This window comes from Vagococcus sp. QWL-13 (genome assembly GCF_058683555.1).
On the sequence record NZ_CM178746.1, the window covers coordinates 847,501 to 874,340 of the forward strand.

Annotated in this window: 32 protein-coding genes (1 of these 32 running past the window's edge); 21 read left to right on the top strand and 11 right to left on the bottom strand. The window is 39.8% G+C overall.

Annotated features, from left to right (window positions below; translation table 11 throughout):
* Both AC4PHI_RS03960 and AC4PHI_RS03965 read right to left on the bottom strand, forming a co-directional pair.
* On the bottom strand, positions 1 to 221 hold the 5' end (the start) of the coding sequence (locus AC4PHI_RS03960) for an ISL3 family transposase (RefSeq protein WP_492201016.1). Its footprint begins 1,084 nt before the window's first position; the window shows 221 of its 1,305 coding nt (coding positions 1-221); the start codon lies at positions 219 to 221; the stop codon falls past the left edge of the window.
* A gap of 526 nt (positions 222 to 747) precedes the next feature.
* Complete coding sequence (locus AC4PHI_RS03965) at positions 748 to 1,575, bottom strand: pyruvate, water dikinase regulatory protein (RefSeq protein WP_492201017.1); 828 nt, start codon at positions 1,573 to 1,575, stop codon at positions 748 to 750.
* A 72-nt stretch (positions 1,576 to 1,647) separates the two neighbouring features.
* Between AC4PHI_RS03965 and AC4PHI_RS03970 the strand changes: the two genes are divergently transcribed.
* From AC4PHI_RS03970 to AC4PHI_RS03980, 3 genes are all read left to right on the top strand, one after another.
* Positions 1,648 to 2,115, top strand: a complete 468-nt coding sequence (locus AC4PHI_RS03970) for a Fur family transcriptional regulator (protein ID WP_492201018.1) — start codon at positions 1,648 to 1,650, stop codon at positions 2,113 to 2,115.
* 105 nt (positions 2,116 to 2,220) lie between these two features.
* Positions 2,221 to 2,397, top strand: coding sequence for a 30S ribosomal protein S21 (gene rpsU, locus AC4PHI_RS03975; RefSeq protein WP_492201019.1), 177 nt, complete (start codon positions 2,221 to 2,223; stop codon positions 2,395 to 2,397).
* Positions 2,398 to 2,421: 24 nt separating this feature from the next.
* Complete coding sequence (locus AC4PHI_RS03980; RefSeq protein ID WP_492201020.1) at positions 2,422 to 2,865, top strand: GatB/YqeY domain-containing protein; 444 nt, start codon at positions 2,422 to 2,424, stop codon at positions 2,863 to 2,865.
* Positions 2,866 to 2,981: 116 nt separating this feature from the next.
* Here AC4PHI_RS03980 and AC4PHI_RS03985 read toward each other — a convergent pair whose 3' ends face one another.
* The 5 genes from AC4PHI_RS03985 to AC4PHI_RS04005 all read right to left on the bottom strand — a co-directional run bounded on the left by AC4PHI_RS03985 (position 2,982) and on the right by AC4PHI_RS04005 (position 7,611).
* The gene (locus AC4PHI_RS03985) at positions 2,982 to 3,803 is read right to left on the bottom strand and encodes an NUDIX domain-containing protein (protein ID WP_492201021.1); all 822 of its coding nucleotides are present in this window, start codon (positions 3,801 to 3,803) and stop codon (positions 2,982 to 2,984) included.
* Positions 3,804 to 4,027: 224 nt separating this feature from the next.
* Positions 4,028 to 4,402: a lactoylglutathione lyase gene (gene gloA, locus AC4PHI_RS03990; protein WP_492201022.1), complete on the bottom strand. Its 375-nt coding sequence runs from the start codon at positions 4,400 to 4,402 to the stop codon at positions 4,028 to 4,030.
* A 74-nt stretch (positions 4,403 to 4,476) separates the two neighbouring features.
* Positions 4,477 to 5,283: a sugar-phosphatase gene (yidA, locus tag AC4PHI_RS03995; protein ID WP_492201023.1), complete on the bottom strand. Its 807-nt coding sequence runs from the start codon at positions 5,281 to 5,283 to the stop codon at positions 4,477 to 4,479.
* 95 nt (positions 5,284 to 5,378) lie between these two features.
* Entirely contained in the window at positions 5,379 to 6,746 is a 1,368-nt protein-coding gene (locus AC4PHI_RS04000) for an HD domain-containing protein (protein WP_492201024.1), read from the bottom strand.
* Positions 6,730 to 7,611: a lipoate--protein ligase family protein gene (locus tag AC4PHI_RS04005; protein ID WP_492201025.1), complete on the bottom strand. Its 882-nt coding sequence runs from the start codon at positions 7,609 to 7,611 to the stop codon at positions 6,730 to 6,732. Before AC4PHI_RS04005 ends, AC4PHI_RS04000 begins: the two co-directional genes overlap by 17 nt.
* Before the next feature lie 190 nt (positions 7,612 to 7,801).
* On the opposite strand from AC4PHI_RS04005, the gene AC4PHI_RS04010 reads away from it, so the two are divergent.
* The 7 genes from AC4PHI_RS04010 to dltD all read left to right on the top strand — a co-directional run bounded on the left by AC4PHI_RS04010 (position 7,802) and on the right by dltD (position 13,834).
* The gene (locus tag AC4PHI_RS04010) at positions 7,802 to 8,245 is read left to right on the top strand and encodes a YwiB family protein (RefSeq protein ID WP_492201026.1); all 444 of its coding nucleotides are present in this window, start codon (positions 7,802 to 7,804) and stop codon (positions 8,243 to 8,245) included.
* Between the two features lie 74 nt (positions 8,246 to 8,319).
* Positions 8,320 to 8,934 carry a DNA-directed RNA polymerase subunit delta gene (gene rpoE, locus AC4PHI_RS04015; RefSeq protein ID WP_492201027.1) on the top strand — a complete coding sequence of 205 codons (615 nt, stop codon included), beginning with the start codon at positions 8,320 to 8,322 and terminating at the stop codon, positions 8,932 to 8,934.
* Positions 8,935 to 9,325: 391 nt separating this feature from the next.
* Positions 9,326 to 9,487, top strand: a complete 162-nt coding sequence (locus AC4PHI_RS04020) for a teichoic acid D-Ala incorporation-associated protein DltX (protein ID WP_492201028.1) — start codon at positions 9,326 to 9,328, stop codon at positions 9,485 to 9,487.
* A gap of 83 nt (positions 9,488 to 9,570) precedes the next feature.
* Complete coding sequence (dltA, locus tag AC4PHI_RS04025) at positions 9,571 to 11,085, top strand: D-alanine--poly(phosphoribitol) ligase subunit DltA (protein ID WP_492201029.1); 1,515 nt, start codon at positions 9,571 to 9,573, stop codon at positions 11,083 to 11,085.
* Positions 11,082 to 12,314 carry a D-alanyl-lipoteichoic acid biosynthesis protein DltB gene (dltB, locus tag AC4PHI_RS04030; RefSeq protein WP_492201030.1) on the top strand — a complete coding sequence of 411 codons (1,233 nt, stop codon included), beginning with the start codon at positions 11,082 to 11,084 and terminating at the stop codon, positions 12,312 to 12,314. Before dltA ends, dltB begins: the two co-directional genes overlap by 4 nt.
* A 12-nt stretch (positions 12,315 to 12,326) precedes the next feature.
* Positions 12,327 to 12,566, top strand: a complete 240-nt coding sequence (gene dltC, locus AC4PHI_RS04035) for a D-alanine--poly(phosphoribitol) ligase subunit DltC (protein ID WP_492201031.1) — start codon at positions 12,327 to 12,329, stop codon at positions 12,564 to 12,566.
* A 2-nt stretch (positions 12,567 to 12,568) separates the two neighbouring features.
* The gene (gene dltD / locus AC4PHI_RS04040; protein WP_492201032.1) at positions 12,569 to 13,834 is read left to right on the top strand and encodes a D-alanyl-lipoteichoic acid biosynthesis protein DltD; all 1,266 of its coding nucleotides are present in this window, start codon (positions 12,569 to 12,571) and stop codon (positions 13,832 to 13,834) included.
* 100 nt (positions 13,835 to 13,934) lie between these two features.
* On the opposite strand, the gene AC4PHI_RS04045 is transcribed toward dltD, so the two are convergent.
* The 3 genes from AC4PHI_RS04045 to AC4PHI_RS04055 are packed head-to-tail and all read right to left on the bottom strand — an operon-like array spanning position 13,935 to position 15,818.
* The gene (locus tag AC4PHI_RS04045) at positions 13,935 to 14,666 is read right to left on the bottom strand and encodes an alpha/beta fold hydrolase (protein ID WP_492201033.1); all 732 of its coding nucleotides are present in this window, start codon (positions 14,664 to 14,666) and stop codon (positions 13,935 to 13,937) included.
* Positions 14,667 to 14,722: 56 nt separating this feature from the next.
* Positions 14,723 to 15,115 (bottom strand): hypothetical protein, encoded by a 393-nt coding sequence (locus AC4PHI_RS04050; protein WP_492201034.1) that lies wholly within the window; start codon positions 15,113 to 15,115, stop codon positions 14,723 to 14,725.
* 4 nt (positions 15,116 to 15,119) lie between these two features.
* Positions 15,120 to 15,818: a DNA/RNA non-specific endonuclease gene (locus AC4PHI_RS04055; protein WP_492201035.1), complete on the bottom strand. Its 699-nt coding sequence runs from the start codon at positions 15,816 to 15,818 to the stop codon at positions 15,120 to 15,122.
* A gap of 119 nt (positions 15,819 to 15,937) precedes the next feature.
* On the opposite strand from AC4PHI_RS04055, the gene AC4PHI_RS04060 reads away from it, so the two are divergent.
* The 7 genes from AC4PHI_RS04060 (at position 15,938) to floT (ending at position 23,068) form a co-directional block, all read left to right on the top strand.
* Entirely contained in the window at positions 15,938 to 16,504 is a 567-nt protein-coding gene (locus AC4PHI_RS04060; protein ID WP_492201036.1) for a TetR/AcrR family transcriptional regulator, read from the top strand.
* A gap of 21 nt (positions 16,505 to 16,525) precedes the next feature.
* The gene (locus AC4PHI_RS04065; RefSeq protein WP_492201037.1) at positions 16,526 to 17,227 is read left to right on the top strand and encodes an ABC transporter ATP-binding protein; all 702 of its coding nucleotides are present in this window, start codon (positions 16,526 to 16,528) and stop codon (positions 17,225 to 17,227) included.
* Positions 17,228 to 17,235: 8 nt separating this feature from the next.
* A complete protein-coding gene (locus tag AC4PHI_RS04070; RefSeq protein WP_492201038.1) occupies positions 17,236 to 20,010 on the top strand; it encodes an FtsX-like permease family protein in 2,775 nt (924 codons plus the stop codon).
* Positions 20,011 to 20,239: 229 nt separating this feature from the next.
* Entirely contained in the window at positions 20,240 to 20,479 is a 240-nt protein-coding gene (locus AC4PHI_RS04075; protein ID WP_492201039.1) for a hypothetical protein, read from the top strand.
* Positions 20,480 to 20,578: 99 nt separating this feature from the next.
* On the top strand, positions 20,579 to 20,743 hold the full coding sequence (locus AC4PHI_RS04080) for a hypothetical protein (RefSeq protein ID WP_492201040.1): 165 nt from the start codon (positions 20,579 to 20,581) through the stop codon (positions 20,741 to 20,743).
* A gap of 327 nt (positions 20,744 to 21,070) precedes the next feature.
* The gene (locus AC4PHI_RS04085) at positions 21,071 to 21,592 is read left to right on the top strand and encodes an NfeD family protein (protein WP_492201041.1); all 522 of its coding nucleotides are present in this window, start codon (positions 21,071 to 21,073) and stop codon (positions 21,590 to 21,592) included.
* 18 nt (positions 21,593 to 21,610) lie between these two features.
* On the top strand, positions 21,611 to 23,068 hold the full coding sequence (gene floT / locus AC4PHI_RS04090) for a flotillin lipid rafts scaffold protein FloT (protein ID WP_492201042.1): 1,458 nt from the start codon (positions 21,611 to 21,613) through the stop codon (positions 23,066 to 23,068).
* A gap of 51 nt (positions 23,069 to 23,119) precedes the next feature.
* Here floT and AC4PHI_RS04095 read toward each other — a convergent pair whose 3' ends face one another.
* Entirely contained in the window at positions 23,120 to 23,725 is a 606-nt protein-coding gene (locus AC4PHI_RS04095; protein WP_492201043.1) for an FUSC family protein, read from the bottom strand.
* 128 nt (positions 23,726 to 23,853) lie between these two features.
* On the opposite strand from AC4PHI_RS04095, the gene AC4PHI_RS04100 reads away from it, so the two are divergent.
* The 4 genes from AC4PHI_RS04100 (at position 23,854) to AC4PHI_RS04115 (ending at position 26,836) form a co-directional block, all read left to right on the top strand.
* Positions 23,854 to 24,807 carry an aromatic acid exporter family protein gene (locus tag AC4PHI_RS04100; protein WP_492201044.1) on the top strand — a complete coding sequence of 318 codons (954 nt, stop codon included), beginning with the start codon at positions 23,854 to 23,856 and terminating at the stop codon, positions 24,805 to 24,807.
* A gap of 71 nt (positions 24,808 to 24,878) precedes the next feature.
* A complete protein-coding gene (locus AC4PHI_RS04105) occupies positions 24,879 to 25,427 on the top strand; it encodes a hypothetical protein (RefSeq protein WP_492201045.1) in 549 nt (182 codons plus the stop codon).
* Between the two features lie 10 nt (positions 25,428 to 25,437).
* Positions 25,438 to 26,256, top strand: coding sequence for a M15 family metallopeptidase (locus AC4PHI_RS04110; RefSeq protein WP_492201046.1), 819 nt, complete (start codon positions 25,438 to 25,440; stop codon positions 26,254 to 26,256).
* A complete protein-coding gene (locus AC4PHI_RS04115) occupies positions 26,195 to 26,836 on the top strand; it encodes a glycoside hydrolase family 73 protein (protein WP_492201047.1) in 642 nt (213 codons plus the stop codon). The genes AC4PHI_RS04110 and AC4PHI_RS04115 overlap by 62 nt, the downstream gene beginning before the upstream one ends.
* Positions 26,837 to 26,840 lie beyond the last annotated feature (4 nt).

Consider the following 26,840-nt stretch of genomic DNA (forward strand, 5'->3'; position numbering starts at 1 on the left):
TCCAACCGAATCATAGAAGATTTAGTCCCATTTTTAACGACCCTATACTTCCCCTCATGGTCCATAGGACTTGAACCGCATACTTGGCAAACTTTAGGAGCGGGTAAATAATCAGCTTCAATAATCAGTGTTTGCCTGTCTTGATACACTTCTTTAGAAACAGCTAAAATAGTTAGATCAGGGTCTATAATTCTTAGTAATTTTTTGATATCATGTGTCATAGCATATAGTTCTCCTTACTGTTTAGGTTAGACGCTTTAATAGTAACAGAAGAACTATATGTTTTTTTATTTAATACAAAAAAATGGGATTGATGAATCAATTTTTGATTCATCAGTCCCATAAATTATAGAGCCGATTAAATCGTAAGATGTTGGTTAGGAAATAGACTTTCTGAACAGCATCTTTTTAGTTATTTTGATAAAGTCATTCATTAAAAAGATTTTCAACCCGATATTTTTAAAGTCGTAGAAAATAGTTCAAGGGCTTAAAAAAAGAGAAATTTAAAGGTGCGTGATTTTTATCTTTTTCATTTATTTTCTTATTAGTTTATCAGAGAGTGCAAGCAGAAGTGTCAAAAAGAAATGATAAATTGAGTTCGTTATCAGGGGTTGGAAAGTTTTGCTTGAACTATTTTTTGAAGGTGGAGTGGGCAACAGGATTAGGAATAAATTAATAAAAAATAAAACAGCATGGCCAAGTGCCGTGCTGTTTTATGAAACTTTGTTCAGTTTTTTTAAAGATTTTTTATCCGTAATAACTGTGTTCGTCAATCTCCAGCAAATCTAATATCATCGAAGAGGTTTCTTCGATAGACCGGTCAGCAACGTTGATGACGATGCAGCCTAATTTGTCATAAAGTTCTTGTGCAAATTTTAATTCTTCATGGATTTTATCGATATTAGAATAGGCGGTATCCGGATTGAGTCCGTAGGCTTTCATCCTTTCTTGACGGATCCTGTTTAACACGTAGGGATCGTTTGTCAAGCCGACGATTTTTTTGGAGTCGATTTCCCAAAGCTGCTTAGGAATATGGGCCTGCGGAATCAGCGGCAAGTTTGCCACTTTCAGATTTTTATTTGCTAAGAATAAGCTCAAAGGTGTTTTCGAAGTCCTAGACACTCCTAAAAGAACGATATCAGCTTCAAGGAAGCCGTTGGGATCTTTACCATCATCGTAGGTAACGGCAAACTCCATTGCTTCGATACGTTTAAAATAGTTTTTGTCTAGAAAATGTAGTGCCCCAGGTAAACGGTTAGGTTTCACATGGGACCTTTGTTCTATTTCTCCCACGATAGGTGAAAGAATATCCATACAGAACAGCTGGTGTTTTTCACAATATCGGTTTGCGATATCTACCAATTTAGTAGATATCATGGTGTGGATAATCATGGAGTTGGAAGAATGAGCCATTTCCAGCGCCTCCATCAAATCTTCTTCTTCATTGATAAATGTTTTTCTAACCAAACAAATATTTACATCTTGGTACTGAGCGATTGCAGCAGAGGCTAGTTTTGATGCTGTTTCGCCTGCTGAATCTGAAATTACAAATATACTTACGCATTCTTCGTTCATCTTGAGATTCCCTTCTTGATTTTGTTCCCAACTTATTATAGCATAAGTTTAGAAAACGGAGGACTGGTAAAAATGAGCGATTTGAAAATTAATCAAGCTCTGGCACTGATGAAAGAAGCAGGCTTTAAATTTACTGAGCGAAGAAAGGCAATGCTGACTTATTTAGAAGCAGAAGATAAGTATATCTCGGCAAAAGAAGTTTATGATTTCATGAATGAACACTATGAAGGTATCAGTTTTGATACGATTTACCGCAACTTAAGTGATTTTACTGAACTGAACATTCTTGAGGAAACTGAATTTGACGGGGAGAAAAAATTCAGGTTCCATTGTGCTCATGGGGGCAGTCATCACCACCATCATTTTATTTGTACAGAATGCGGAGCGACACAAGTGCTTGAGATGTGTCCAATGGATTATTTTGAAGAACAGTTAAATGGCGCTGAGATTCAAGAGCACCGTTTTGAAATTTTCGGAAAATGTGCAAAATGTGTCGCAAAAAAAGCCGAAAAAGATAACAGTTTTTCCAATAAAAGTTGACGTAAAAATAGCAATTAGATATAATGGTGTAAGGACAGTTTTTTTGTCTGAAATTATTCAAAGAAAAAACGGTTACTTTTTAAGCTCGGAGGGAGGGGAATTTACATGTCAAAAACAGTCGTTAAGAAAAATGAATCTCTTGATGATGCTCTTCGTCGCTTCAAACGTTCCGTTTCAAAAACAGGTACACTGCAAGAGTATCGCAAGCGTGAATACTACGAAAAACCAAGTGTCAGACGTAAGAAAAAATCTGAGGCAGCTAGAAAGCGTAAGAAATTTTAATCTTCGTGAATGGAGCTGGAAAGTATGTCATTATTAAATACTTTAAATGAGGACATCAAGGTAGCAATGAAAGCGAGAGATCGCGAGACGTTGACTACATTACGGATGATCAAGTCTTCCTTGCAGAATGAAGGCATCAAGGTGGGGCGTGAGCTGACAGAGGATGAAGAGTTAACTGTTTTAGCCCGTGAAGTAAAACAGCGACGTGATTCCATCAGTGAGTTCAGTAAAGCCGACCGTGATGACTTGGTGACGAAAGTGAAGGCGGAACTGGTGGTCGTTGAAAAATATTTGCCGGTTCAGTTGACAGAGGATGACGTCCGGGAGCTGGTCTCTAAAGCTATTGCTGAAAGCGGGGCAGCATCCATGAAAGAATTTGGTAAAGTTATGGGACTTGTGATGCCTCAGGTGAAAGGCAAAGCAGACGGCAAGATGGTCAACGCCATCGTTAAAGAACTTTTAAATTAAAATCAAAGGCTATAAATGAAAATGTTGACAAGGAATCGCAGATGATTTCCTTGCCAACATTTTTTTGTATAGAAGATTTTAAAAAATAGTTTCGAATGTGCGAGCTGATATTTTACTCATTCATCAATTGTTTTCAAATGGTAAATTTTTGAAGGTCTGCCAATGCCGATTGGCCGCTCACCCACCTCTTCAAAATATTGCCGCATAGCTTTTTTAAAATTTGAATGGTCGATGTCATGAAAAGAAATCCCTAAAAATTTAGCAAAGACTTTGCGAGCTTCTGTAATCGAAAATTCTTTCCCCAGTACCTGTAAGATTTTAGGCTCATGATACATTTTATTTTTGATTCTTTTGAATGCTTTTAAGATAATTTCACTGTGGTCAAAAGCCAGAGAGGTTTTTCCAAGGGATTCACCTGTTTCCAAATCTAAAATGATGTCGTCATACTTTTCATGCTGTAGGTATAATAAGTTATCTTGACGCTGGAGAGTGAACCACAGCGCCTGCTTGGCATCGTCACCGGCTGTAAGCGGCTCTTCACCGATAAAAGCCAAGTAGCTGACCGTAATGACCCAACCGCGGGGATCCCGACCCGGTGTGCTGAATGTGTGTAGTTGTTCGATATTATCAGTACAGATTGCCACACTGGTCTCTTCTTTGGTTTCGCGGATACAGCTGTCAGCAGTAGACTCATTAGGATGGACGAATCCACCGGGCAATGCCCAAGAATATTGAAAAGGGTGAGTATTTCTTTGGATAAGAAGGACTTTCAGCTGATCTTCTTTTCGATTATAACTCAGCAGCACATTATCTACAGTTACAGCAGGTTTTATATAGGCAGGTTTTTCCTGATGGGCATACCAGTCTAAGAATTCTTTTTCTGCTGCTTGGGTTTCATAATAGTTTTTTTCTTCTTCTTTGCTAGCAAACTCCTTCATTGTGTTTCCCCCTGAATTTAAGTAATCTTGACCTTATTGTAGCAGAAAAAAAATAAAAAAACATTAATCAAACGATAAAATGTCAGTATATGGATTGTTTATACTGACAGGGGCCTTTAGTGATAAGTGCAGACTGTCTATAAAGGCTTATACAATAAAAAATCGGGAGAAATCTTTTTCTCCCGATAATTTGGTTGTTTTTTTTAATAACGCTTGGTGAATTTTTATTTTTCCCGGATGACTTCAACTTTGTAACCATCTGGATCGATGGCAAAATAATATGACGGCGGGACTCCCGGCAGATTTTTAAGAGGAGTTACTTCAATCCCCAGATTAGTATGTTTGGCATGAAGGCCTTCCAAATCATTTGTTGCGATGGCAATATGCCCATAACCATCTCCTAAATCGTATCCCGGATGGTCATAATTATAGGTTAATTCCAATTCATAGTCATCATCGGGCAAGGTTAGATAGACTAAAGTGAATTTATGTTCAGGGAAATCCCTTCTGCGAGTTTCTATAAAACCAAACGCTTTTTGATAAAAGTCCAGTGATGCCTCCAAATCTTTTACGCGAACACAGGTATGTGCCATTTTCATAATTGGATCATTCCTTTCCAGTAAGTTAATTCAAGTATAGCAAACTTCCTTTGGGACTAAAAGAAACTAGCGGTTTAGGTCCATTGTTCCAGAGCATGAGCCACGCCTTCGTCATCATTTGTCAAAGTGATTTTGTCAGCGTATTTTTTTGTTGTATCAGTAGCATTTCCCATAGCCACACCCATACCAGCATACTCTAGCATAGAAATATCATTTTCGTTATCACCGATAGCCATCACTTCAGAACGCTGGATTCCCAACTTATCTGACAAGTTTTTCAAAGTCAGTCCTTTGCTTGCTTCTTTGTTCAAGAATTCGAGGAAGAAGCCGGTACTTCTTACGATATTATAGCGGTCATAGTACCTTTGAGGAATTTTCTTCATCACATCATCGATGATTTCTTCATGGTCGATAATCATGTATTTATTGATGGAAGCTGTTGGCGAGACTTCCGACATTTCTTTGTAAAACAAAGGCATCTGGGTTAAAAATGCTTCATGAACCGTGTAAGGACTGATGTCTTTATTTGGTGTGTAAATAGCTTTCGAATCTTGGTAATGGGAGTGAACATCTAATTTTTGGCTTAAATGATGGAACTCTAACAATTCTTCATAGGTCAATGTATGCTTCACGAACGCTTCTTTTGTTGCACTATTGACAGCTAAAGCACCGTTGTAGCTGATAATGAAATCGTCCTCCGTGGTCAATCCTAGAGAGTTTATAAAGGTGGTCATCCCAATTAAAGGACGGCCAGAGGCTAGGACGACTCGAAGTCCTTCCTGACGTTTCTGCTTAATCGTATCAATCGTTTTTTTACTTATTTGATGATGGGAATTCAGTAGAGTGCCATCAATGTCAATGGCTACAAGTTTTATAGACAAATGAAATCCTGCTCCTTTTTATTTTTTTATATGTGAAACCAATTTTTATGAAAGAGATAAAGATGGAATACTTTTTCCTCAAAGCTGCCAATCGCTTAAGGAATATTTTTTTTAGGGTCGCTGATTCTGCCGTTGTGTATGTAAGAGGCAAATAAGCGGGTGTCATCTTGAAAGAGATCTGATGCCGGCTGATACATCTCTTTTGGAAAATAGAAACGTTCATCTCCGTGGGTCTCGCCTGCCAGGGCTTCTACGAGAGAACTTTGTTTTGAAAGCTCCACCAGAGTGCCGTCGTGTTCCATCAATTCGATTTGCGTCCGGACGGACTTTTGATTAGGCCGGTAAAAATCATAAGGCAAATCGTAACTGGAGTTGATGGCAGTGTAGTTTTTTGCATCGTATCCTAGTTTTTCAATAATCTCAGTCATTTCAGCAATTAGCGGTTCATCTTGTCCCGCCACAAATTTCACCGATTTTAAGGGACGCCGGTTCAGAAAACGGCTGGCTAAATCCCGCAGAATCGGATCAGGATGTTCGCACCACATCATGAAGTAGCAGTTTAAGACGTTGTCATCTAATTTTAAATATTCTGACAAGGTGTAGTGATTTTCTAAAAAGGGAACTAAGAGCGGCGAGTGTAATTTGAAAAAACTAGCATCTTGCCGGTAGAGTTTTGCTGCATGTTTCAACAGATGATCTAAAATCACTTCCATCCCTCTAGAGACCGGGTGAAAATACACTTGCATGTACATTTGATAACGGCTGACGATATAGTCTTCGACTGCATGCATGCCATTCGTAGTAAAAGCAATCCCGTCTCTGTAAGGACGTACCACGCGCAAAATCCGTGTCAAATCAAAAGTACCGTACTCCGTTCCGGTAAAGTAAGCATCCCGCAATAAATAATCCATCCGGTCCGCATCGATTTGACTGGAAATCATCTGTACGACTTGAGGATTTGGGAAATCTTTTGTAATAACGCTGGCGACTTTTTCGGGAAAATTTTCCTCAACATCATTTAAAATACTGAAAATTTCCGTTTCCGGCGAGGTGATGATATCAACTGTGAAGGCTTCATGATCCGTATCAAAAATACCTTCAAAAGTATGGGAATAGGGTCCGTGACCCACATCATGGAGCAGGGCGGCACACAACGCAATCAATCTGTTGGAATCATCCCAGCCATCTACGGGATTATCTGCAATGGAAAAATTTCTGGCGAAAATATCGCATATCCTTCGGGTGATTTCGTAGACACCTAGAGAATGAGAAAAACGACTGTGTTCACCTCCGTGAAATGTAAAAGAAGTAGTCCCCAACTGTTTGATACGGCGCAGACGTTGAAATTCCTTTGAGTTGATTAAATCGAGAATCACTTGATGCTGCACATGGATATAATTATGTACAGGGTCCCGGAAAACTTTTTCAATAGGTAATAGTTGTTCGTTAACGGTCTTCTTCATAGTCACCTCCTAGGATATCGACAATGGCTGAGTTGCGGTTTTCCATCCGGTCCAGCTGATTTAACAAGCTTTTATTGAATGATTCCGATTGCTCCATCATTTCAAGATAGCTTTCATCAATCGTTTGATCAAATAGACCTTGGAAGACATTGGTAAATCTTTCTTTCAGCTGTGGGATAGTCAATGAGTCAGACAATAAAGTATTTAAATTCTCCATGGCGTCAGGATTGACTGGAGGAAAACCATTTGTGCCAAATGCTTCTTTCAAACCAGTCCGGTAAAAGTTTGCCATTAGTTCTCCCCGGTGATTTTGATTTCCGGAGACGCTTAGATAAAGCATGACACTGATACCATTTTTTATCCGCCGTTGTGCAAGACCGGCAAATTTTTTTCCATTGATGGACAAATCATAAGTGCCCGGGCAGTAGGAATCGCTGATTTCACGTGCTTTGATATCCACAGGAAAGTCTGCGAAGACCTGCCTGACCAGCTGGACAGCAAATTCATAGCCTTGCTGAATACTCAACTTGTTATCGGGAAAATTAGGTAAAATAAAAGAGATGTTTAGGATGCCCTCATCGGAAACAACACCTAAACCTCCAGAACTTCTTAAAATCGGATGATAATTTTGTTCTATCAAGTAATTGAGCGCCTCTGAAAAGTATGAAACTCTAGAGTCTTTCATACCGAGGATAACGGTCCGTTCAAATTCCCAAAAATGAATGACGGCAGCATTTTTTTCAACTGCTTCAGCTGTTAAAACATCTGTTAAAGCAAACGGAAGGAAAGCTTCGGATTGTTTAACGATCTGCTGATCTGCTGCTTTAGGAGAATAGGAACGCAAAGCTTCAAGATATTTTTTCATGAATCATTTTCCTTTTTCATAGTTTCTTTCACTGTTATTATAGCTGATTTCAAAAGAAAAAGTTACTTTTTGCTTTGAGTTTTTACACGGGACAGATTTTCAGTTTGACCGGGATGTCTATCAATAGGACAAAAGAAAAATAATTTGGTAAAATAGTGAAGGATGATTAAAATTTAGGAGTCGAAGCGAAATGAAAACAAGTGGTATTCCAATAGCGATTCAATTGCAGACTGAAATATTTCAAAATGGACAGCTGGATGAACATTTTTTTGATGTGCCGGGACAATTTGTTAAAATCGGCGACAGCTTATATCTTCGGTATCAAGAACCGGTGAAAAAGGAAGACGGCACTCAGGAGTCGATCAATGTAACCTTTAAAATAGAACCTGACGGAAGTGTTCAATTAATCCGGGCCGATGAGCATAGGATGCGGCTCAGATTCAGTTATCAAGAAGAAAACTTCACTAACTACCGCACCCCTGTCGGTATCCTGCAAATCAGGACAGTGACCACTAATTTGCGTGTCACCTTGAAGGATAGACCGGCTTCAGGCAATGTTTTGATCGACTACGAACTGTATGCCGGGCGGGAAAAACTTGGGGTTTACCATCTGCGCCTGAAATTTACCGCATAAAATGTTTTTTTGATTGCATTTTAGCGTGCTAATCATGTATGATAAACAGTAGACTTTGAAAGGACGTGTAATGATTGGAGATAAAAACGTTTAATGGTGTTGATAAAGAAGAATTATCCATGATTGAAGTGGCTCATGCTATTTTAGAAGAGCGTGGAGACATTATGGACTTCTCTGATCTTGTGAATCAAATTCAAAATTACTTGGAAAAAGCCGATAGTGACATTCGTGAAGATTTATCTCAATTTTATACTGATTTAAATATTGACGGCAGTTTTATTTCTTTAGGAGAAAATCGCTGGGGATTGCGTTCATGGTATCCCATTGATTCGATTGATGAAGAAGTGACAAGTTATAGCGATGAAGACGATGAGGATCGTCCGAAGCGTAAAAAACGCAAACGGGTAAATGCTTTCCTTGATATGGATGATGAAGATGCCATCGATTACAACGACGATGATCCGGAAGACAGTGATTTGGCTGACGAAGATGACAACTATATCCTTGATGATGAGGAAGAGGATGAAGAAGAAATTGCAGCTTACAATAAAGATTTGTCCGAAATCGGTGCTGACAACATGGACGATGAAGATGAGATTCCAGAAGGTGTGGAAGATGAATTGACAGTTGTCGATGAAGATGATTTAGATTCTGATTTGGATTTTGAAACTGAAGACGAGGAAGAATAAAGAGAATAAAAACGATTGAAAGAGCGGTTGAGCAGATATCTCAACCGCTCTTTTTTGTTGCGGAAAATCACCTGGGGGTTTGTTCCTTTCTTAAAAAACTTCTATCTACGACTATCTTATCTGACAGTTACCTTACAATTTTGTTAGTTTTATGAATAAGTCACGGTGATATAATACTAAACGTACTCCAGAGGCGAATAATCAGCATTTGTTTAAAGATATCCGTCTCAAGTAGGAGAAAATGTTCCTCCGAATGATGGATAGCAGTAGCAGGAGAAGCATACTATGATAGGGTCAGAAACAGTTTTTGAATTCTACGGAAAATAATATAAGCATTCATAATAGACGATTCATTTGCGACTATAAGAGTTGAGAAAGGAATGTGATTAAAATGTTTTTAAAACTAACAAAGGCATATCAAAATGAAAAAGTAAAAAACACAGGGATGTTTATTGGAAAAACTATGCTGTATTTTTTTATTTTGCTTGTTCTTTTTTATTTATATCATTACAGTCATGTAGGCGGAGGATCATTTATTTATAATCAGTTCTAAAAACATGGGTGTCTTTCATTGATATAAAAATCTCAAATGACGGACCGATGATGAATGAATCGGTAAAAGGAAGTGGTGAAACAATGGGAAATATAATACTTGAGGCTATCAGCCGGACAGCTGCATTAACCCCCATGCAGGTGTGTTTCGATGACAAAGAAAATGGCGAAGCACTGACTTATGGAGCGTTGGAAAGAGAATCGGATGCGTTAGCTGCCTATTTCAGCAGCGAATTTTCAGGAAAAGAACCTATTTTAGTGGCAGGAGGCTTGACCGGGCAGATGCTGGTAAGTTTTGTTGCCTGCTTGAAAGCGGGGCATCCTTACGTTCCAGTGGACTGCCATACACCTATGGATAGAATCAAGCTGATTTATGAGGAAGCAGAACCAGTGTGCGTGGTCGCTTTTAACGATTGGCAGATTGCGACAGAACATCTGATTGATTCCAAAAAATTTGCTGAGATTATTAAAGAGAAGAAATCTGCTCTTTTAGAAAACCAGGTCACCGGAGATGATTTGACTTACATCATTTTTACTTCTGGTACCACAGGAAAACCTAAAGGAGTCCAAATCAGTTACAATAATTTGGAAAGTTTTCTTCAATGGATACTGGCAGATTTTACTTTAGGTCAGGGTCAGCGCTATTTATGTCAGGCCCCTTTTTCCTTTGATTTATCTGTCATGGATGTTTTTCCTGCGCTTTTGACAGGGGGAACATTGGTACCTCTTGAAAAAAACACGGTAGATAATTTCCCGATTTTATTTAAAACGATACCTAAATTAAAATTGAACGTGTGGGTGTCCACGCCTTCACTGATCGAAATTTGCTTGGTGAGTCCTGACTTTACAGCAGCTGCATTGCCGGAATTGTCCCATTTTTTATTTTGCGGTGAAGAACTGCCCCATAAACTGGCAGAAAAACTACTGGATCGTTTCCCGCAGGCTAAAATTTATAATACTTACGGACCGACAGAAGCCACGGTTGCAGTGACTGGGATTCAGATTACCCGGGAAATTTTAGGGAAGTATGAGCGTTTGCCTTTAGGAAGAGTAAAGAAAGATACTAACATTTATCTTTTTGATGGTCAGCATCAACTGGAGACAGCAGGAGAGATCGGGGAAATAGTGATTGCGGGACCAAGCGTTTCCCGAGGTTATTTTCGAAACGAACAAAAAACAGAAGAAGCTTTCTTTTCCTACCAAGGAAAACAAGCTTACCATACAGGAGATGCCGGCTACTTGAAAGATGGACTGCTGTTTTATCAAGGACGTTTAGATTTTCAAATCAAGTGGCATGGCTACCGGATGGAATTAGGGGAGATCGATCACTATTTGTTAAGCTTATCCGCAGTTCAAAATGCCTGCGTTGTTCCTAAATATCAGAATCATAAAGTGCAGCAGCTGATTGCTTATGTGGTTTTGGAACAGGGAGAGCCGGAAAATCCGAGGGAAAAGGTTAAGGAATTGAAAGATTTGCTGAAAGAAAAATTAATGGCGTATATGATGCCACAAAAATTTATTTTTACCTCCCAGTTGCCTTTGACCAGTAATGGGAAAATCGACCGTAAACAGCTGATGGCAGAGGTGAATCCATCATGAGTTATTTACTGAATTCTTTTCCTTTTTTAACGCCCTATGAAAAACCTTTTTACTTTGTGATTTTGGGCATTTTGTTATTGCCGTCGATCGCCGCTTCTTTAAGAGGAAAACGGCTGTCGGGGTATCAGGCTTTTTTGACTTTATTTTTCTTGTGGATGAGTTTTGGCGGGCCACATCGTCAGCAAGGCTTTGCATTGATTGGCTATGTTTTGTGGCAAATCGTGATAGCAACAGGTTATCTCCGTTACCGCCAAAAGGAAAATCAGGGCCGCTGGTTTTATCTCAGCGTTTTTCTCAGTATTTTGCCCATGGTGCTGATTAAAATTTTGCCCCTTTATACGGGCAAACAACCTTTGCTATATTTTTTAGGTTATTCATACCTTACGTTTAAGTCAGTTCAAGTAGTGATGGAAATCCGTGACGGGACGATTAAAGAGTTGAGAGTGAGAGATTATATCCAGTTCCTGATTTTTTTCCCGACAATATCTTCGGGACCAATCGACCGTTTCCGGCGATTTACCGCCGAAATCCATCAGCCGCCTTCACGGGAAAAGTATGTTGAACTCTTGGGCAAGGGGATTCATTTTATCATTATAGGCTGTCTTTATAAATTTATTATCGGCTATGTTTTAGGCAGCCAGTTATTGCCGATTATCCAAGATAAGGCGGTCAATCAAGGCTTTCTTCTTTTAGGCAGTCTAGGCTATATGTATATCTACAGTTTTTATTTGTTCTTTGATTTTGCCGGCTACAGCTTGTTCGCTGTGGGTGTCAGTTACCTTTTAGGACATGAGACACCGATAAACTTCAACAAACCTTTTATCAGTCCAAATATCAAAGAGTTTTGGAACAGATGGCACATGTCTCTGTCATTTTGGTTCCGTGATTATGTCTATATGCGTTTGATGTTTACACTCATCAAGAAAAAAGTATTTAAAAGCCGGGTTGTGGCATCAAATGTGGGCTACTTTGCTCTGTTTCTCATTATGGGAGTTTGGCATGGGCTGACTTGGTATTATATTGCGTACGGATTATTTCACGCGACGCTTATTTGCTTGAACGATGCTTGGATCAGATTTAAAAAGAAACATAAAGAAAAGCTCCCAAGCAATATGGCAACGAAAGGGTTATCGATTTTTCTGACTTTTCACGCAGTTTGTTTTAGCTTGTTGATTTTTTCCGGCTATTTTGACACACTGCTTAAACTTTTTTTTACACATAAAATTTAGGAGGGATTTATTATGACAACAAAAGAAACGGTCTTAGAAATACTTGAAATAATTACAGGAAGTGACGAAGTGAAAGAAGATTTAGAGATGGATCTTTATGAGGAAGGTATTCTAGATTCCCTTGCAACCGTACAGCTGTTAGTCGAATTAGAAAATCAGTTGGATGTGACAGTGCCAGTATCAGAATTTGATCGATCAGAATGGGGAACCCCACAACAAATCATTGAGCAAGTGGTCAGTTTGCAGGGATAATCATGAAAAAGAAATTAATGATGGCGCTTGGTCCTTTTGCAGCAGCAGTGCTGCTTTTACTATTACTGCTTTTTTCCCCGATAGAGTGGCTGAAAGCTCCCTCGCAAAAAGAATTAAAAAAATCTGCACCATCCATGTCCATCAATGTGATCAAAGGGAATGCCTACAAAAATAGTGCGGCAGCTTCACAGGACTTCTTGCCTTTTTTTGGCTCTTCCGAACTTAGCCGTATCAATGCCTTTCATCCTACGGTATTGGCAAGAAAGTACCATCGAGGCTATGAACCCTTTCTTTTGGGGGCGCCAGGGACTCAGTCTTTGTCCCATTTTTTGATGCTGCATTCCATGCGGGATGAGTTGAAAGGAAAACAAATAGTATTTATTATTTCTCCTCAGTGGTTTGTCAAAAATGGTGTGAGCGACCAGATGTTTTCCGTCTACTATTCCCCATTGCAGACTTATCAGTGGCTGTTGAGTCTGGAAGGACAAACCATTGGAGAGGAAGAACAGTTCGTCGCCAAACGGTTACTGACTTTTTCCAGCATCAGTTCTGATACCGGGCTAAGCCGGATGTTAAAAAAAATCGAACAACATCAGGCGCTATCAAAGCTGGACATGAAAAATTGTCAGCGGCAATATAACTTGTTAGCACACGAAGATTTGATATTTAGCCGGATAGCTATCCAACATAAGGAAAAACGTATAGAAAAAGCCATCAGTGAACTTCCTGACGACTATTCAGTTGATGAGTTGGATACTCTTGCGTATCAGACAGGAGAAAAACAGACAGCTAATAATGAATTAGGAATCGCTAATAATTTTTACTCCCAGCGGATTGCCCCATTAAAAGGTCAGCTGAAAAATTCTCAAATCTCTTATGATTACCTTCAATCTCCAGAATTTTCAGATTTTCAGTTAGTTTTGAACGAGCTGGCAGAAAATAAGATAGATGCTTTGTTTGTTATTCCGCCTGTCAACCAGCGCTGGTCGGACTACACTGGTCTATCTAGAGAGATGCTGGATGATTTCAGCAAAAAAATCACCAAACAGCTGCGCTCTCAAGGCTTCAACCAAATAGCAGATTACACGCAACATCGTGGAGAAGATTATTTTATGGAAGACACGATACATATCGGCTGGCGCGGCTGGCTGCAATTAGATCAAGATTTGCAAATGTTTTTGAATGATAAGAAGGAAATAAAAAATCAGAAAAAAATAGATAACAGCTACTATTTAACAGAAGAGTGGCAAAAGGAACGGCAGTTTTGAGCACCAGCAGGACAACACCAAAGTCCTGTCTGAAAAAATCTGAAAATAAATACCCTGTGAAGCGGAATGAATGATTTCGTTTCACAGGGTATTTTTATAATTATAAGTGAGTCTTATCTGAAATGGGATGTGCGGTGTTTTTTTCGGTTAAGAAAGACCGCACTTGCTGATTAAACCACTTAGGACGCAATCTTGGCACAGAGTGACCGGTATTTTTAGCAAGGAGAAAAGAAGCATTGGGCAGCTGCTCAGCAATTTTTTCCATATGGCTCCGCTTAATGATATCAAAGGAGCCGCCGATAATTAGTACAGGGCAGACGACTTTTCCCATCTCTTGCTTAGTAATGGGCAAATCAGTTAGTCCTAGATTGATGACACGGCTGATTTTTTCCAGCTTTAAGGCATTGGTCAAGCGAAGTAACGCTGTTGATTTTACACGGTGGGAAACTTTCAGTCCTTTCACATGAACATTTGGCGAAGAGAGAACCAAATGCTTGACCCGCTCAGGATATTTACAGGCAAATGTCAGAGCAATGTTCGCCCCGTCGCTGAAACCGATGATGGTCAGAGTCGACAGTCGTTCGATCATCATCAACTGGAGAATATCTTCGATGACCAACCCTATTTCCAAGTAATCTTGAGTATTTCTGGATTTGCCATGATCTCGTGTGTCTAGTAAAAACAATCGGTAGCTCTGTGAAAAATCTTTGATTTGTTTGTCAAAATAGCGATTGTTTTGGCTGTTGCCATGTAGAAATAAAAGGGGTGGACCATAACCTAAAACATCATAATAGATGGGAGTATCGTCTTTAGTCAGCATTATTTTTTTCATGAAATCCTCCGTTTCAAAAAGTAGGCACTGCTAAGACAGTCAAGTTTTCAAGCATTTTAAAAGATCTGTTCAGGAATAATTTGAGACTGTATCTCTCCTGAATCAAGTGCCAGAAAGAATTTCCTTATGGGCAAATCGAATATCTCTAAATCAGCTTTAAGCAGATTTTTTGGGATGCAATAGGTGTGTTGCTGGTTGCCGCAAATAAAATCGCCGTCGATGGTCATTGCCAGCACTTCGCTTTGATTTTCATTCAAAAAATCAACAGAAATAGTGTCAGGTGAGGCTAGTGCCTGGCTCGTCTTATTGAAAATATTTGTGATTGCTGGTTGTTGAAAAATCAGCACATCGTTGACTTCTTCAATTTGCTGACTGGCAAGCATTGTTTTGAAAGAGATGATAGTGTCGTCCTCTAATGCAAGCAGCTGTCTGATAAATAAATGTTCCATGATGCTATTCCTCTTCCTGTTTATTCATAATCGTAACGTCAAAGTCGATCTTTCCGCCAGCAGAGATACTCTTGGCTTCTAAGCGGATGGCGGCGGGCATCATCTGCTCCCTTTCATACAAAGGGGTCACACGATATCGGACTGTTTCTCCCTGATCCACTGCTTGTCGGATTTTATTTTCATATTTGGTCATGTAAGGCGAGTTCACTGGATACTGGAAGAGGGTGACAAGGTTTCTTTCGTCATCCCCGCTGCCGCCAAACTGTCTGCCAATCAAATGTCCCCGGGCATGTCCGTGGGGCTCGAGGCCGGAGATAAAACCGGGAGGCCGGATATTACTGTTGGCTTTAGTTCCTGTGCCAATCATGTCTTTTGTGATTATTGCATCTGCTCCCGTTGCCCGCTGGCTTTTATCAAGAGGGCCGTATGTGATCCAGCCTTTTCCGTCAAATGCTAATTCTTCAGAAGTAAAATGTGAAGCTTTTTCATTTGAAAAACTCTCTGTCTGCTTATCCTCTGGCCGCAGTTCAGTTACTGTACCTACTTCCGGCACATCAAAAAAATCTGTCACTACTTTCGGCAGATCGATACCAATCAATCCGAGAATCAAAACAAGGATACTCCCCAAAAGGAATAATTTATTCTTATTTTTATTAGATGATTTAGTTTTATAATACTTTTTTTTGTAGGGATTGTTCTTCATTGTTTTCCTCCTATTAAGTATGACTATTATACAAAAGAATAAAGAAATTTTAAACAGTTAAAATAATTGACAACTGTCAATTATTGTGAGAAAATTTAAAAAGATTTGGAGGAGTTTCAATGAAAAAGACGGACAAAAGAATTTTGAAAACTCAGCAGGAATTATTGGATGCCTTTGTGTCATTGTCAAAAGAAAAAGAAATCAACGCGATCAGTGTGAGCGAATTGACTCAAAGAGCAGGCATCAGCCGTGCCACATTCTATCTGCACTACAAGGACCCAGACGATATGCTGCAACAGCTTAGCCGGCAGCTGCTGACAGAATTAGTCAAAATGATTGAAGAAGAAAAATCAAAGTCGACGATGGCGGCATTTTATGGTGTGTTCCGTTGTATTCGGGAAAATGAAAAAATCGCTTCTCTAATTTTATCTACCGATACGACGTTAACTTTTGTTTATCAGATGGATCAGCTTGTCCGCCAGCTGTTTAAGGAAGATTTCGCAGAAGAGTTTGATTTATCAAATTCCAGCTCGGCAATGACCAACTATCTTCTCACATTTATTGTTGGGGGTAGTGCAGGGATTATTTTAAAATGGTTCGAAGAGGGCATGAAAGAATCAGAGGAAGAGATGGGTCAGTTGCTGTATCAAACAGTGATTCAAGGAACACGTCATATCGGGAAATAAAAAAATAAAAAGAGGTAAAAAATGAGCTACGTACAATTAAAAAATGTTTATAAACGTTATCAGATGGGCGAAAATATCATTGTGGCAAATAATGATATTAATTTTTCAATCAATGAAGGAGAATTTGCCATCATTCTTGGTCCCAGCGGTGCCGGGAAATCGACGGTCTTAAATATCCTTGGAGGAATGGACAGCAGTGATGAAGGTCAAATCATTGTTGACGGAACAGACATTGCAACATTTAACGAAAAGAAAATCACCACTTACCGGAGAATTGATGTGGGGTTTGTTTTTCAGTTTTATAATTTGGTCTCCAATTTAACGGCGAAAGAAAATGTGGAGCTGGCTTCTCAGGTGACTTCTGCTGCTTTAGACGTGGAGGAGGTCCTGGCACAAGTAGGTCTATCTCACCGCAAGGATAATTTTCCGGCACAACTGTCAGGCGGTGAGCAGCAAAGAGTGGCTATCGCCAGAGCATTGGCTAAAAATCCTAAACTGCTCTTGTGTGATGAACCTACGGGTGCTTTAGATTACAAAACAGGCAAACAAATTTTAAAATTACTACAAGACAGCTGTCGCAAAATGGGCAAGACGGTGGTGGTCATCACTCATAATTCGGCGATTGCACCAATGGCGGACCGGGTGATTCATATCAATGATGCCACCGTACGCAAGATAGAAATCAATGAACAGCCAATCCCGGTAGAAACAATTGAGTGGTAGGTGAGATTGTGAGAAAAAAATCGCTGCAAAAGACAATTTTTAGAGAAATTTGGCAATCAAAATCAAGATTTTTTTCCATCCTCGGTATTATTATGCTGGGTGTGGCATTTTATGTAGGAATCAAGGCAACAGGTCCCAATATGCTGGACACGGCTGATAAATACTATAAAGATCAATCGTTGATGGAAGCGAGTATCGTCTCCACAATGGGTCTGACAGAAGATGATGTGGCCATTTTAGAAGCTGATAAGTCGATTGATAAAATTCAGCCAAGCTATAATTTGGATGTGAATTTTGAAGAGGACAGCCGTACGATCAGAATCCTTTCTTTCAATCGAAAGAACAAAGAGGCGCTGAACCAAATCGTTGTTGCAGAAGGACGATTGCCGGAAAAAAGCGGCGAGATCGTTTTGGACCAGCAAGCGCGAGTACTGGACGGTTATCAAGTGGGGGATCAGTACCGTCTCGTGACGGATCAGGAAACAATGGATCAGTTTAAAGTGACATCTTTTAAAATCGTAGGTTTTGTTGACTCGCCTGAGTACATAGAAAAAATTTCCCGGGGAAAAACCAATGTGGGAAAAGGTTCTATTGATTATTTTGCGGTTATTCCTGAAGATGCTTTTGATATGGAAACTTATACCGGCATTTATGTGACATTTAAAAATCTGGCGGAGGAAACAGCTTATACGGATAGTTATGATAAAAAAATCGAGAAGCATTTGGAGCGGTTAGAGAAAAATTTTTCTGCCCGTCCGGAAGAACGTTTAGCTGAGATTAAAAAAGAGTTTTCCGAACCTATAGAGGAAGCCAGAGAGACGATTCGTGATGGGGAACAGAAACTGGAGACGGCGAAAACACAATTAACTGCTGAAAAGAATAAGCTGCAAGCAGCTCAAGACCAAGTGTCTCAAGCAGAACAAAGCGGTATGACTCAATTACCTGAAGTGGCTGCCCAAATAGAAATATCTAAAAAGGAAATCGAAGAGGGAAAAACCAAACTGGCTGAGGCTGAAACAGAGTTGGCAGAGGAAGAAGAAAAGCTGTTAAAGGCTAAAAATGAATTGGCGGAGAAAGAACAGGAATTAGCTGAACTGGAACTGCCGGAATATCTTTTCTCTACCCGTGACGATAATCCCGGTTATTTGGAATTTAATGAGAATGCCGACCGGATTTCTTCCATCGCAACAGTATTTCCTGTATTTTTCTTTCTGATTGCTGCTTTAGTCTGTTTAACGACGATGACACGCATGGTGGAGGAGAAACGGGGGGAAATCGGCACCTTAAAAGCTTTGGGGTATACGAATTTTGAAATCTCTCAAAAGTTTATCGTCTACGCGACCATCACCACGATTATTGGAGCCGCAGCAGGTTTAGTTATCGGATTTAATTTATTTCCAAGAGTTATCTTCGATGCTTACGGAGCAATGTATGATTTGCCCACAGTGGAAATTACTTATTATATCAGCTACGCATTACAGTCCTTTCTGGTTGCGATTGCCTGTACATTAGTCTCAACATTAGTGGTTTTGCGAATCGATTTGTTCAGCAAGCCTGCAGTACTGATGCGGCCCAAGGCACCAAAGGCAGGGAAACGTATCTTTTTGGAGAGACTGACCTTTATCTGGAAACGGCTAAACTTTAATCACAAGGTGACTGCTCGTAATTTATTCCGTTACAAACAGCGGATGTTTATGACCGTTTTTGGAGTGGCTGGCTGTATGGCGTTGATGGTGACAGGTTTTGGAATCAGGGATTCTATTTCAGATGTGGTCTCTATCCAGTACAGTAAACTTTGGCAATACCAAGCTATTGTGACTAAGGAAGAAGCACCGGAAACCGATGAAAAAGATTATGAAGAAATTTTAGAAAATCAGGACTCGTATGATAAAAAATTGGCAGTGGCTATGAAAAGCTTCACGATGAATGGCCATGATATACTGAGTCAAGATGTCATTCTTGAAGTGCCTGAAAAAACTGAAGAGATGGAAGAGTTTGTCCTGTTCAATGACCGTAAGTCAGGGAAAGTTTATCAAATGACTGACGAGGGTGTGCTTGTGACAGAAAAACTAGCAAAGTTGTTTGATTTAAGTGTAGGAGACACATTTAAGATGGCAGATGACGATGATAAACTCTATGAGTTCAAAGTTTCGGATATTGTTGAAAACTATGCGATGCACTATGTGTACGCCACACCGACTCTTTATGAAAAAGTTATTGTCGAAAAGCCGATATATCAGACCGATTTGCTGCTTTTCGATGAGAAACTCACGAGTAAAGAAGAGGATGTTTTGTCAACAAAGCTGATGGAGGTGGACAACGTATTGAATGTAACGTTCACCAGTGATGCCAGTCAGGCCATGTCTGATACAATCGGCAGTTTAAATATCGTGGTCTGGGTTTTGATTATTTGTGCAGGGTTACTAGCCTTTATTGTGCTGTATAATTTGACCAATATCAATGTTTCTGAAAGAATCCGTGAGCTGTCTACTATCAAAGTTCTCGGTTTTTATCCCAATGAGGTGACCATGTATGTGTATCGGGAGAATAATATTTTGACTTGGTTGGGAATCATTGCCGGTATGGGATTAGGAAAATTACTCCATACTTTTGTCCTTCAAACAGCAGAAGTAGATATGGTGATGTTTTCCCCTACAATCCATTGGGAGAGTTTTGTTTATGCAGGTGTACTGACATTACTGTTTTCAGGTATCGTGATGTATGTGATGCACCGGAAACTAAAGAAAATCGATATGATCGAAGCATTGAAATCTAATGAATAATGCTTAGGAATAAGGATGAACTAACAAAAAATTGAAAGCCGACATAGAAAAGACAGGTCTTCAAAGCTGTTAAGCTTGGAGACCTGTCTGAAATATTTTATAGAAAAGTTTTGACTATTAAGAATTTTTCTCCATGTGTTTTAAGCTACATCATCATTTTTCACAGCAGTTTATATATTTATTTTGTTTTTTCTCTGTCAAGGCGTATAATCTGGTTAGAGGTGATTCAATGGAAAATGACAAGTTGAAGTACAAAATCCGCTGTTCTTGCGGTATGCAGTTCACAGGTGTCACTTTTGAACCCCCGACAGTCTCTTTGGACATGGATGATTTTAAGTTTTCTGCGGTAAATTTTGAGAGCGAACAACAGGCAAATGAGATACTTGGCCAAGTTTCAGGAAATCACGCAACATTTCTTTGTCCGAATTGTCAGAAAGAAATCACTAAGAAACGCAAACGTACAGGTTAATCCTGTGCGTTTTATTTGTGCAGATTTTTGAACGCCTGTTTCTTTCTATGATTAATTGATATACTAAAGCTGATTAATTAAAAAAAGGGGTAGGTTAGTGTGGGTTTTATAAAAAAATATCAATGGGAGTTGGGCTTGGTTTTAGTTTTTATTGCCGTCAATGTTGCTGATTATTTTACGAGTTACGTGACTGTAAGAGGTATTATGATGGTTGGAGTATCATTGTTGGCTATTTATTTTTCTATTATAAAAAAATTTAAGTGAAGACGGATTTTCCATGACTTAGATAAAAAACATCGGTGCGTTTCTCATTAAAAAAACGGTGTAGAGCATTACTCAAGCAGTATGTCCTAGAGGTGAATTAATACTGATGAAATCGTGATGTTCGATTTTTTTAGGTGACTTCAGTTGGAATCTGTCATTTTTCAGTCAAAAAAATCAGTCGCACTACTACTTATCAAGAAAAGAGACGAAAAATAGACAGGTGTCTGATTGCTTCATATTGCGCAAGTTTTTGGGGAAATTACTATTCTTTTTAACTAACAATTGTTAAAATAGAATTACGCTTGTTGGAGGAAAGGAAGTGATGAAATGATTGGAGGGGTACAATTGGAGACCATTTATTTTTATTCGTTGCTGATTTGTGCTGGGATTGCAGTGTTACTGTTTCTTTTTGGTGACATCTTTGACTTCGATGGTCCGATTGATCCGATGCTGATTGTACCTTGGGTCGCGTTTACATCGCTTTTCGGTTATCTAGGTGAACGCTTGATTGATTTAAACGGGCTGACCATCTTTTTAATTAGCGGAGCAATTTCCACATTATTAGTTTTCTTGCTGAATTTTTATGTCATCGTTCCTTTGAGAAATTCTGAAGCGACGATATCGATTTCCGAGAAAGATATGGAAGGACGAGTGGCGGTAGTGGTCACGCCGATTCCTATTAAAGGGATGGGAGAAATCCAGTATAAAAGTGTTACCGGCTCTTTAACCCGACCAGCCGCACTTTATGAACCGCAAGAAGAACCCATTCCTGCGGGAAAAGAGGTTTTGATTATTGAAATCAGAGAAAGAGTTTGCTATGTAGTCCCATTTAAAGAAAATTTTATTTGACATTAGGAGGAGAAAGACATGCTTTTTATACCGATTGGTATTGCAGCATTTGTGATTTTAATGCTGCTGATAGTGTTTGTTTCAAAGTATCAAACAGCGAAACCTGATGAGGCTTTAATCATCAGCGGGTCCTATTTAGGGGCTAAAAATGTTCATAGTGACGAGGCTGGTAATAAAGTAAAAATCGTTCGCGGAGGCGGTGCCTTTGTCCTGCCTGTTTTCCAACGGTCCAATCGTTTAAGTTTATTATCAAGCAAGTTGGATGTGTCTACACCTGAAGTTTATACGGAACAAGGTGTGCCAGTCATGGCTGATGGCACGTCTATCATTAAAATAGGTTCCTCTGTGGAAGAAATTGCCACAGCAGCGGAACAATTTTTAAGTAAAACAAGAGAAGAGTTAGAGAATGAAGCCCGCGAAGTCCTTGAAGGTCATTTGCGTTCGATTCTTGGCTCCATGACAGTTGAAGAAATTTACCAAAACAGAGACAAGTTTAGTCAGAGTGTGCAGGAAGTTGCCAGTGTGGATTTGGCCAAAATGGGTCTGGTCATCGTTTCATTTACCATCAAGGAAGTCAAGGATAAAAACGGCTACCTTGACTCACTTGGGAAACCGAGAATCGCTCAAGTCAAACGTGATGCGAACATTGCAGAAGCTGAAGCAGATAAAGAAACTAGAATCAAGCGGGCTCAAGCAGAAAAAGAATCACAGAAATCAGAATTGGAGCGGCAGACTGAAATTGCCGAAGCTGCGAAAGAAAAAGAATTGAAGTTAGCAGCTTATAAAGAAGAACAAGACATTGCCAAGGCCCGTGCCGACCAGGCTTACGGCTTGGAAAGTGCCAAGGCACAACAAGAAGTTATCGCTCAAGAGATGGAAGTCAAAGTTATCGAACGGCAAAAACAAATCGAACTGGAAGAAAAAGAAATCATCCGTCGTGAAAAGCAATATGATTCTGAAGTGAAGAAAAAAGCTGACGCCGACCGCTATGCGAAAGAACAGGAAGCTCTGGCAGCCAAGGCACGGGAGGTTGCTCAAGCCGAAGCTGAAAGATTTAGAATCGAAGCAATGGCAGAAGCAAATGCTTCCCAAGTTCGTTTGGAAGGTCTGGCAGCAGCTGAAGCAATTTTGGCTAGAGGACAGGCAGAAGCAGAAGCAAAAGAAAAGATTGCCGAAGCGTTCAAACAATACGGCGAGGCGGCAGTTCTCAGCATGGTGATTGAAATTTTACCATCCATCGTTAAAGAGGCGGCACAGCCACTAGGAAACATTGATAAAATCTCTGTTGTGGATACTGGCAGGGGCGGTGAAGGAAGCGGCGCTAATCGTGTGACTGATTATGCGACCAACTTGCTGGCCACGACCCAAGAGACCCTGAAAGAAACTACAGGTCTAGATGTGAAAGAGTTGATAGAAAACTTTTCTAAGCGGGGAGAGCACAAGGTAGTAAATATTTCTGATTCTGAAAATAAATAACGAAAAATCCACGCTTTCTTTTTGAGCGTGGATTTTTTGTTTTAACGATTGTTATGAAGTTGATTTTTTCTCTGCTAATTCTTTTTTTAGTGCGGCGATTTCTTTTTCCAGTTCTCTGATTTTTAATTTCTCCAGCTCCTCGGCCGCTTCTTTTTCGCTGATGACTTCCTCGATAGCTTGGGGCGGTGACTTAACTAGACGATTGACACTGACCGCGATGATGACGCCGATAAAAGAGTCGAACGTCCGCTGGATGATGTAAAGGTATGCTTCACCTTGAGGGATACCAAAAACAATGACTAAAAAAGTAGCCACACTAGCAATAATACTTTTATTCATATGGATGCCGTTCAAAAAAATGATGATGATTGCAACAAAGGCAGGAATCAAGATGATTTCAATAATCTCTTTTTGCTGAAAGGGCTGCTGGAAGAAATAGTAACCCACAGCTGCTAATCCGCCAATCACCGTACCAAAAATCCTCAATCCGCCGAAGGAGTAAGTGCTGGAAAGATCTTCCCTTAAAGCAAAAACTGCTGCCAGTGAGGCAATCATAGGTGAATGGTCGCCAAAATAATTGAATATAATGATACAAAGGGCAACTGATAAAGCTGTTTTAAATGTTCGAAAACCTAGCCTGAAAGATCCTAGTGCCATTTTTTTTCCTCTTTCCTTGTTCCTGTTTTCTTACTATAACTATAACAAAATTTTCAAAAAAAATCAGGGACTAGCCAATATTAAAAAACATGGTAAAATGGTTTGAGAATAGAAAAGGAGATCGTGGTATGAAAATCGGTTTGCGAACGATAAAAACGGCAGTCAGTGCAACTGCAGCTATTTTTGTGGCGAAACAACTTGCCTTGCTGAACCCGGCTTCTGCAGGAATTATAGCCTTGCTCAGTGTAACAGCAACTAAAAAGTCAACGATCAGGGTAGGGGTTGAAAGACTGGTAGCCTTGAGTATTGCTGCCTTTATCGCTTGGGTGATTTTTCCGACTTTGGGCTACCACGCCTTATCCTTTGGCCTGTTTTTGCTGGTGTTTATTGTCTTGGCAAATTATTTTCAGCTAAACGAAGGAATTCCAGTCAGCTCGGTGCTGATTTCGCAATTTCTGATGGCAGGAGATATCAATATTCAGCTGGTAAAAAATGCCTACATGCTGCTGATTATCGGAGTAGGGTTCGCATTGGTTGTGAATCTTTACATGCCAAATGCAGAAGACAAACTAAAAGAAAAGCAAGAATTAATCGATAAAGAGCTGATACAAGTGTTAACGAGTTTCGCAGACCTGCTTGAAGCTAAAAGGATGGGCAACTGCGACAACAAGCTGGCTATTTTAAAAAATACTTTGGAACAGTCAGAAGCGTGGGCAAAAACTCATGACGATAATTTTTTGTTCCGGGATGAAAGTTATTATGCTTCTTATTTTTCGATGCGTGCACTGCAGGTCCAAACTCTGGAAAAAATGAATTCTGTGATTCAAAGTGTGCTTCCCTTGGCGCAGGGACAGGGACAAGGAACGGTCATTGCGGGATTATTGAGAGAGACTGTCAACCGTTTCTCCAAAGAAAATGACGGGACGGAATTGCTGGAGCAGTTGGAGGAAGTCTATGATTTTTATCGGCACAGTCCGTTGCCCGAAAATCGTGAGGAGTTTGAATATCGGGCGCAATTGTTTTATTTTTTGACTGAATTCGAACATTTCTTGGAGATTAAGAAAAGTTTCTTTAAATTTTAATGGAATTGACACAGACTTAATCAAAAATTTGTTATGATTAAGGAAAGCAAATAATAATTGAGGTGATAGGAATGCATCAAGCATTAGTTGCGATTATTGTTGATCGGGTTCATAATCAATTTTCTACGGAACAAGATTTTTGTGAAAGTTATTTAAATGTGGGATCTGACAGATGGGAAGAATGGAAACTTGGCGGGAACACACTGAACAGTGAGACCGTTCAGAAAATCAAAAACCTTTTTTCAGACTATGAATGGATGCTTGTTCAAAAGATGATTCGGCAAGCAGCATTATTTCCTGAAAAAAGAAACTATATCGTTCCAGAGTATAAACGTTTGAAAACGATTATTGCTAAAAAATGGATTCAAACGGGGGAAGCAACGGTAGAGCTGATTACCCAAAAGGATTCCCATTCCCACCGCGAACGCTCTTGGAAAATAAACAGCATGATTCATTTAAAAGTTTCGCTGGAGTATGACACATGGGGCTATGATGATATTTTGACTTTCCATCTCCCAACCATGATCCAACGGCAAATTGAAGATTCGCCGGTCGACTTATTGGAATGGGTAAATGAAAATCTGACAGAAAGTTATTTGTATTCTGAACAGGAAGAATGAGATGAAATAGATGTCTAAAAAGATATTAATGGTATTAACTGCTTTAGTAGGTTTTTTTCTTTTTATTCACTTAAAGGAATTGCAAGAGCGTCAGCTGGGCATACCCATGTTTGAGTTGTATGATTATCCCAAGCTGGCTGCCGAAGAAACTGAAAAAGAAACTCTGCCGGAAGCCGATTTGTCAGACTACTGTCTGCGATTGATCAATAGTGACCATTCCTTTGTGGACAAAGATTTGACAATGCCTTTAAAACCGCTGGCAGACGGGCATGAAGGTGCAGAAGTTCTTGTGGAACCTTATAAAGCAATGGTGAAGGCGGCGGAAGAAGCAGGGATTACATTAAAAATTATTTCTGGCTACCGTTCATTTTCTTATCAGGAACAAGTCTATCAAGACAACTTGTCGGAGAATTTGAATCAGGGAACGACAGAAAAAGAAGCACAGAAGTTAACAGAGGATTATGTGGCTAAACCCGGAACAAGTGAGCATCACACGGGTTTAGCTTTGGATGTATTGGATGACACATGGTTGGCAAGCGGCAAAGGTCTGGTTGGAGAATTTGGCGAAACTAAGGCAGGAAAATGGCTAGATGAACATTGTACAGAGTTTGGTTTTATCATCCGCTATCCCAAAGATAAAGAAGGTATCACCAAGATACTGTATGAACCATGGCATTTACGATACATAGGAAAGGAACACGCTCAGTATATGAAAAAACACGGTTTGGTACTGGAAGAATATATTGAGCTTTTGGAAAATGAACAAAATGAAAAAAAAGACAGTACGACGTCAGAATCGTCGTCAAAAGAAACGACAAAAAAATCTTAAGCAGATGATAACCTTAGGGGTGTTTCTTTTTGCCTTGATTGGTTTAAGTTCTATCGTGAAAAATGTGGTCGGTGTTGTTTTTTTAGATAGAAACACGCCAGCGATTCAAGAACCAGATACCAGCAAAGAGGACTTCATCAGGGAATTGGTGCCCACAGCCCAGTCCCTCAGGCAGGAATTTGGCGTGCTTCCCAGCATTATTTTGGGGCAGGCGATTCTGGAATCTGATTGGGGACGCAGTGAGCTGGCCGCGAAGTATCATAATCTTTTTGGCGTCAAAAACCATGAAGAAGGTAAAGGTGTCTTTTTAAAAACAAAAGAATTTGAAAATAATCAGTGGATCGAAATTGACGGAAATTTCAAAGTGTACGACAGCTGGGCGGAGTCAATGCGTGATCACAGCTTGCTGTTTGTCAACGGTGTTTCTTGGGACCCCACGCTCTATCATGGGGTATTGAACGCAGCAAATTACCACGAGGCTTCTTTAGCTTTGGAGCAAGCCGGGTATGCAACTGATCCTGATTATGCCAATAAAATTATCAGCGTGATTGAAACGTATCAGCTGTCTGCATACGATTAACGAA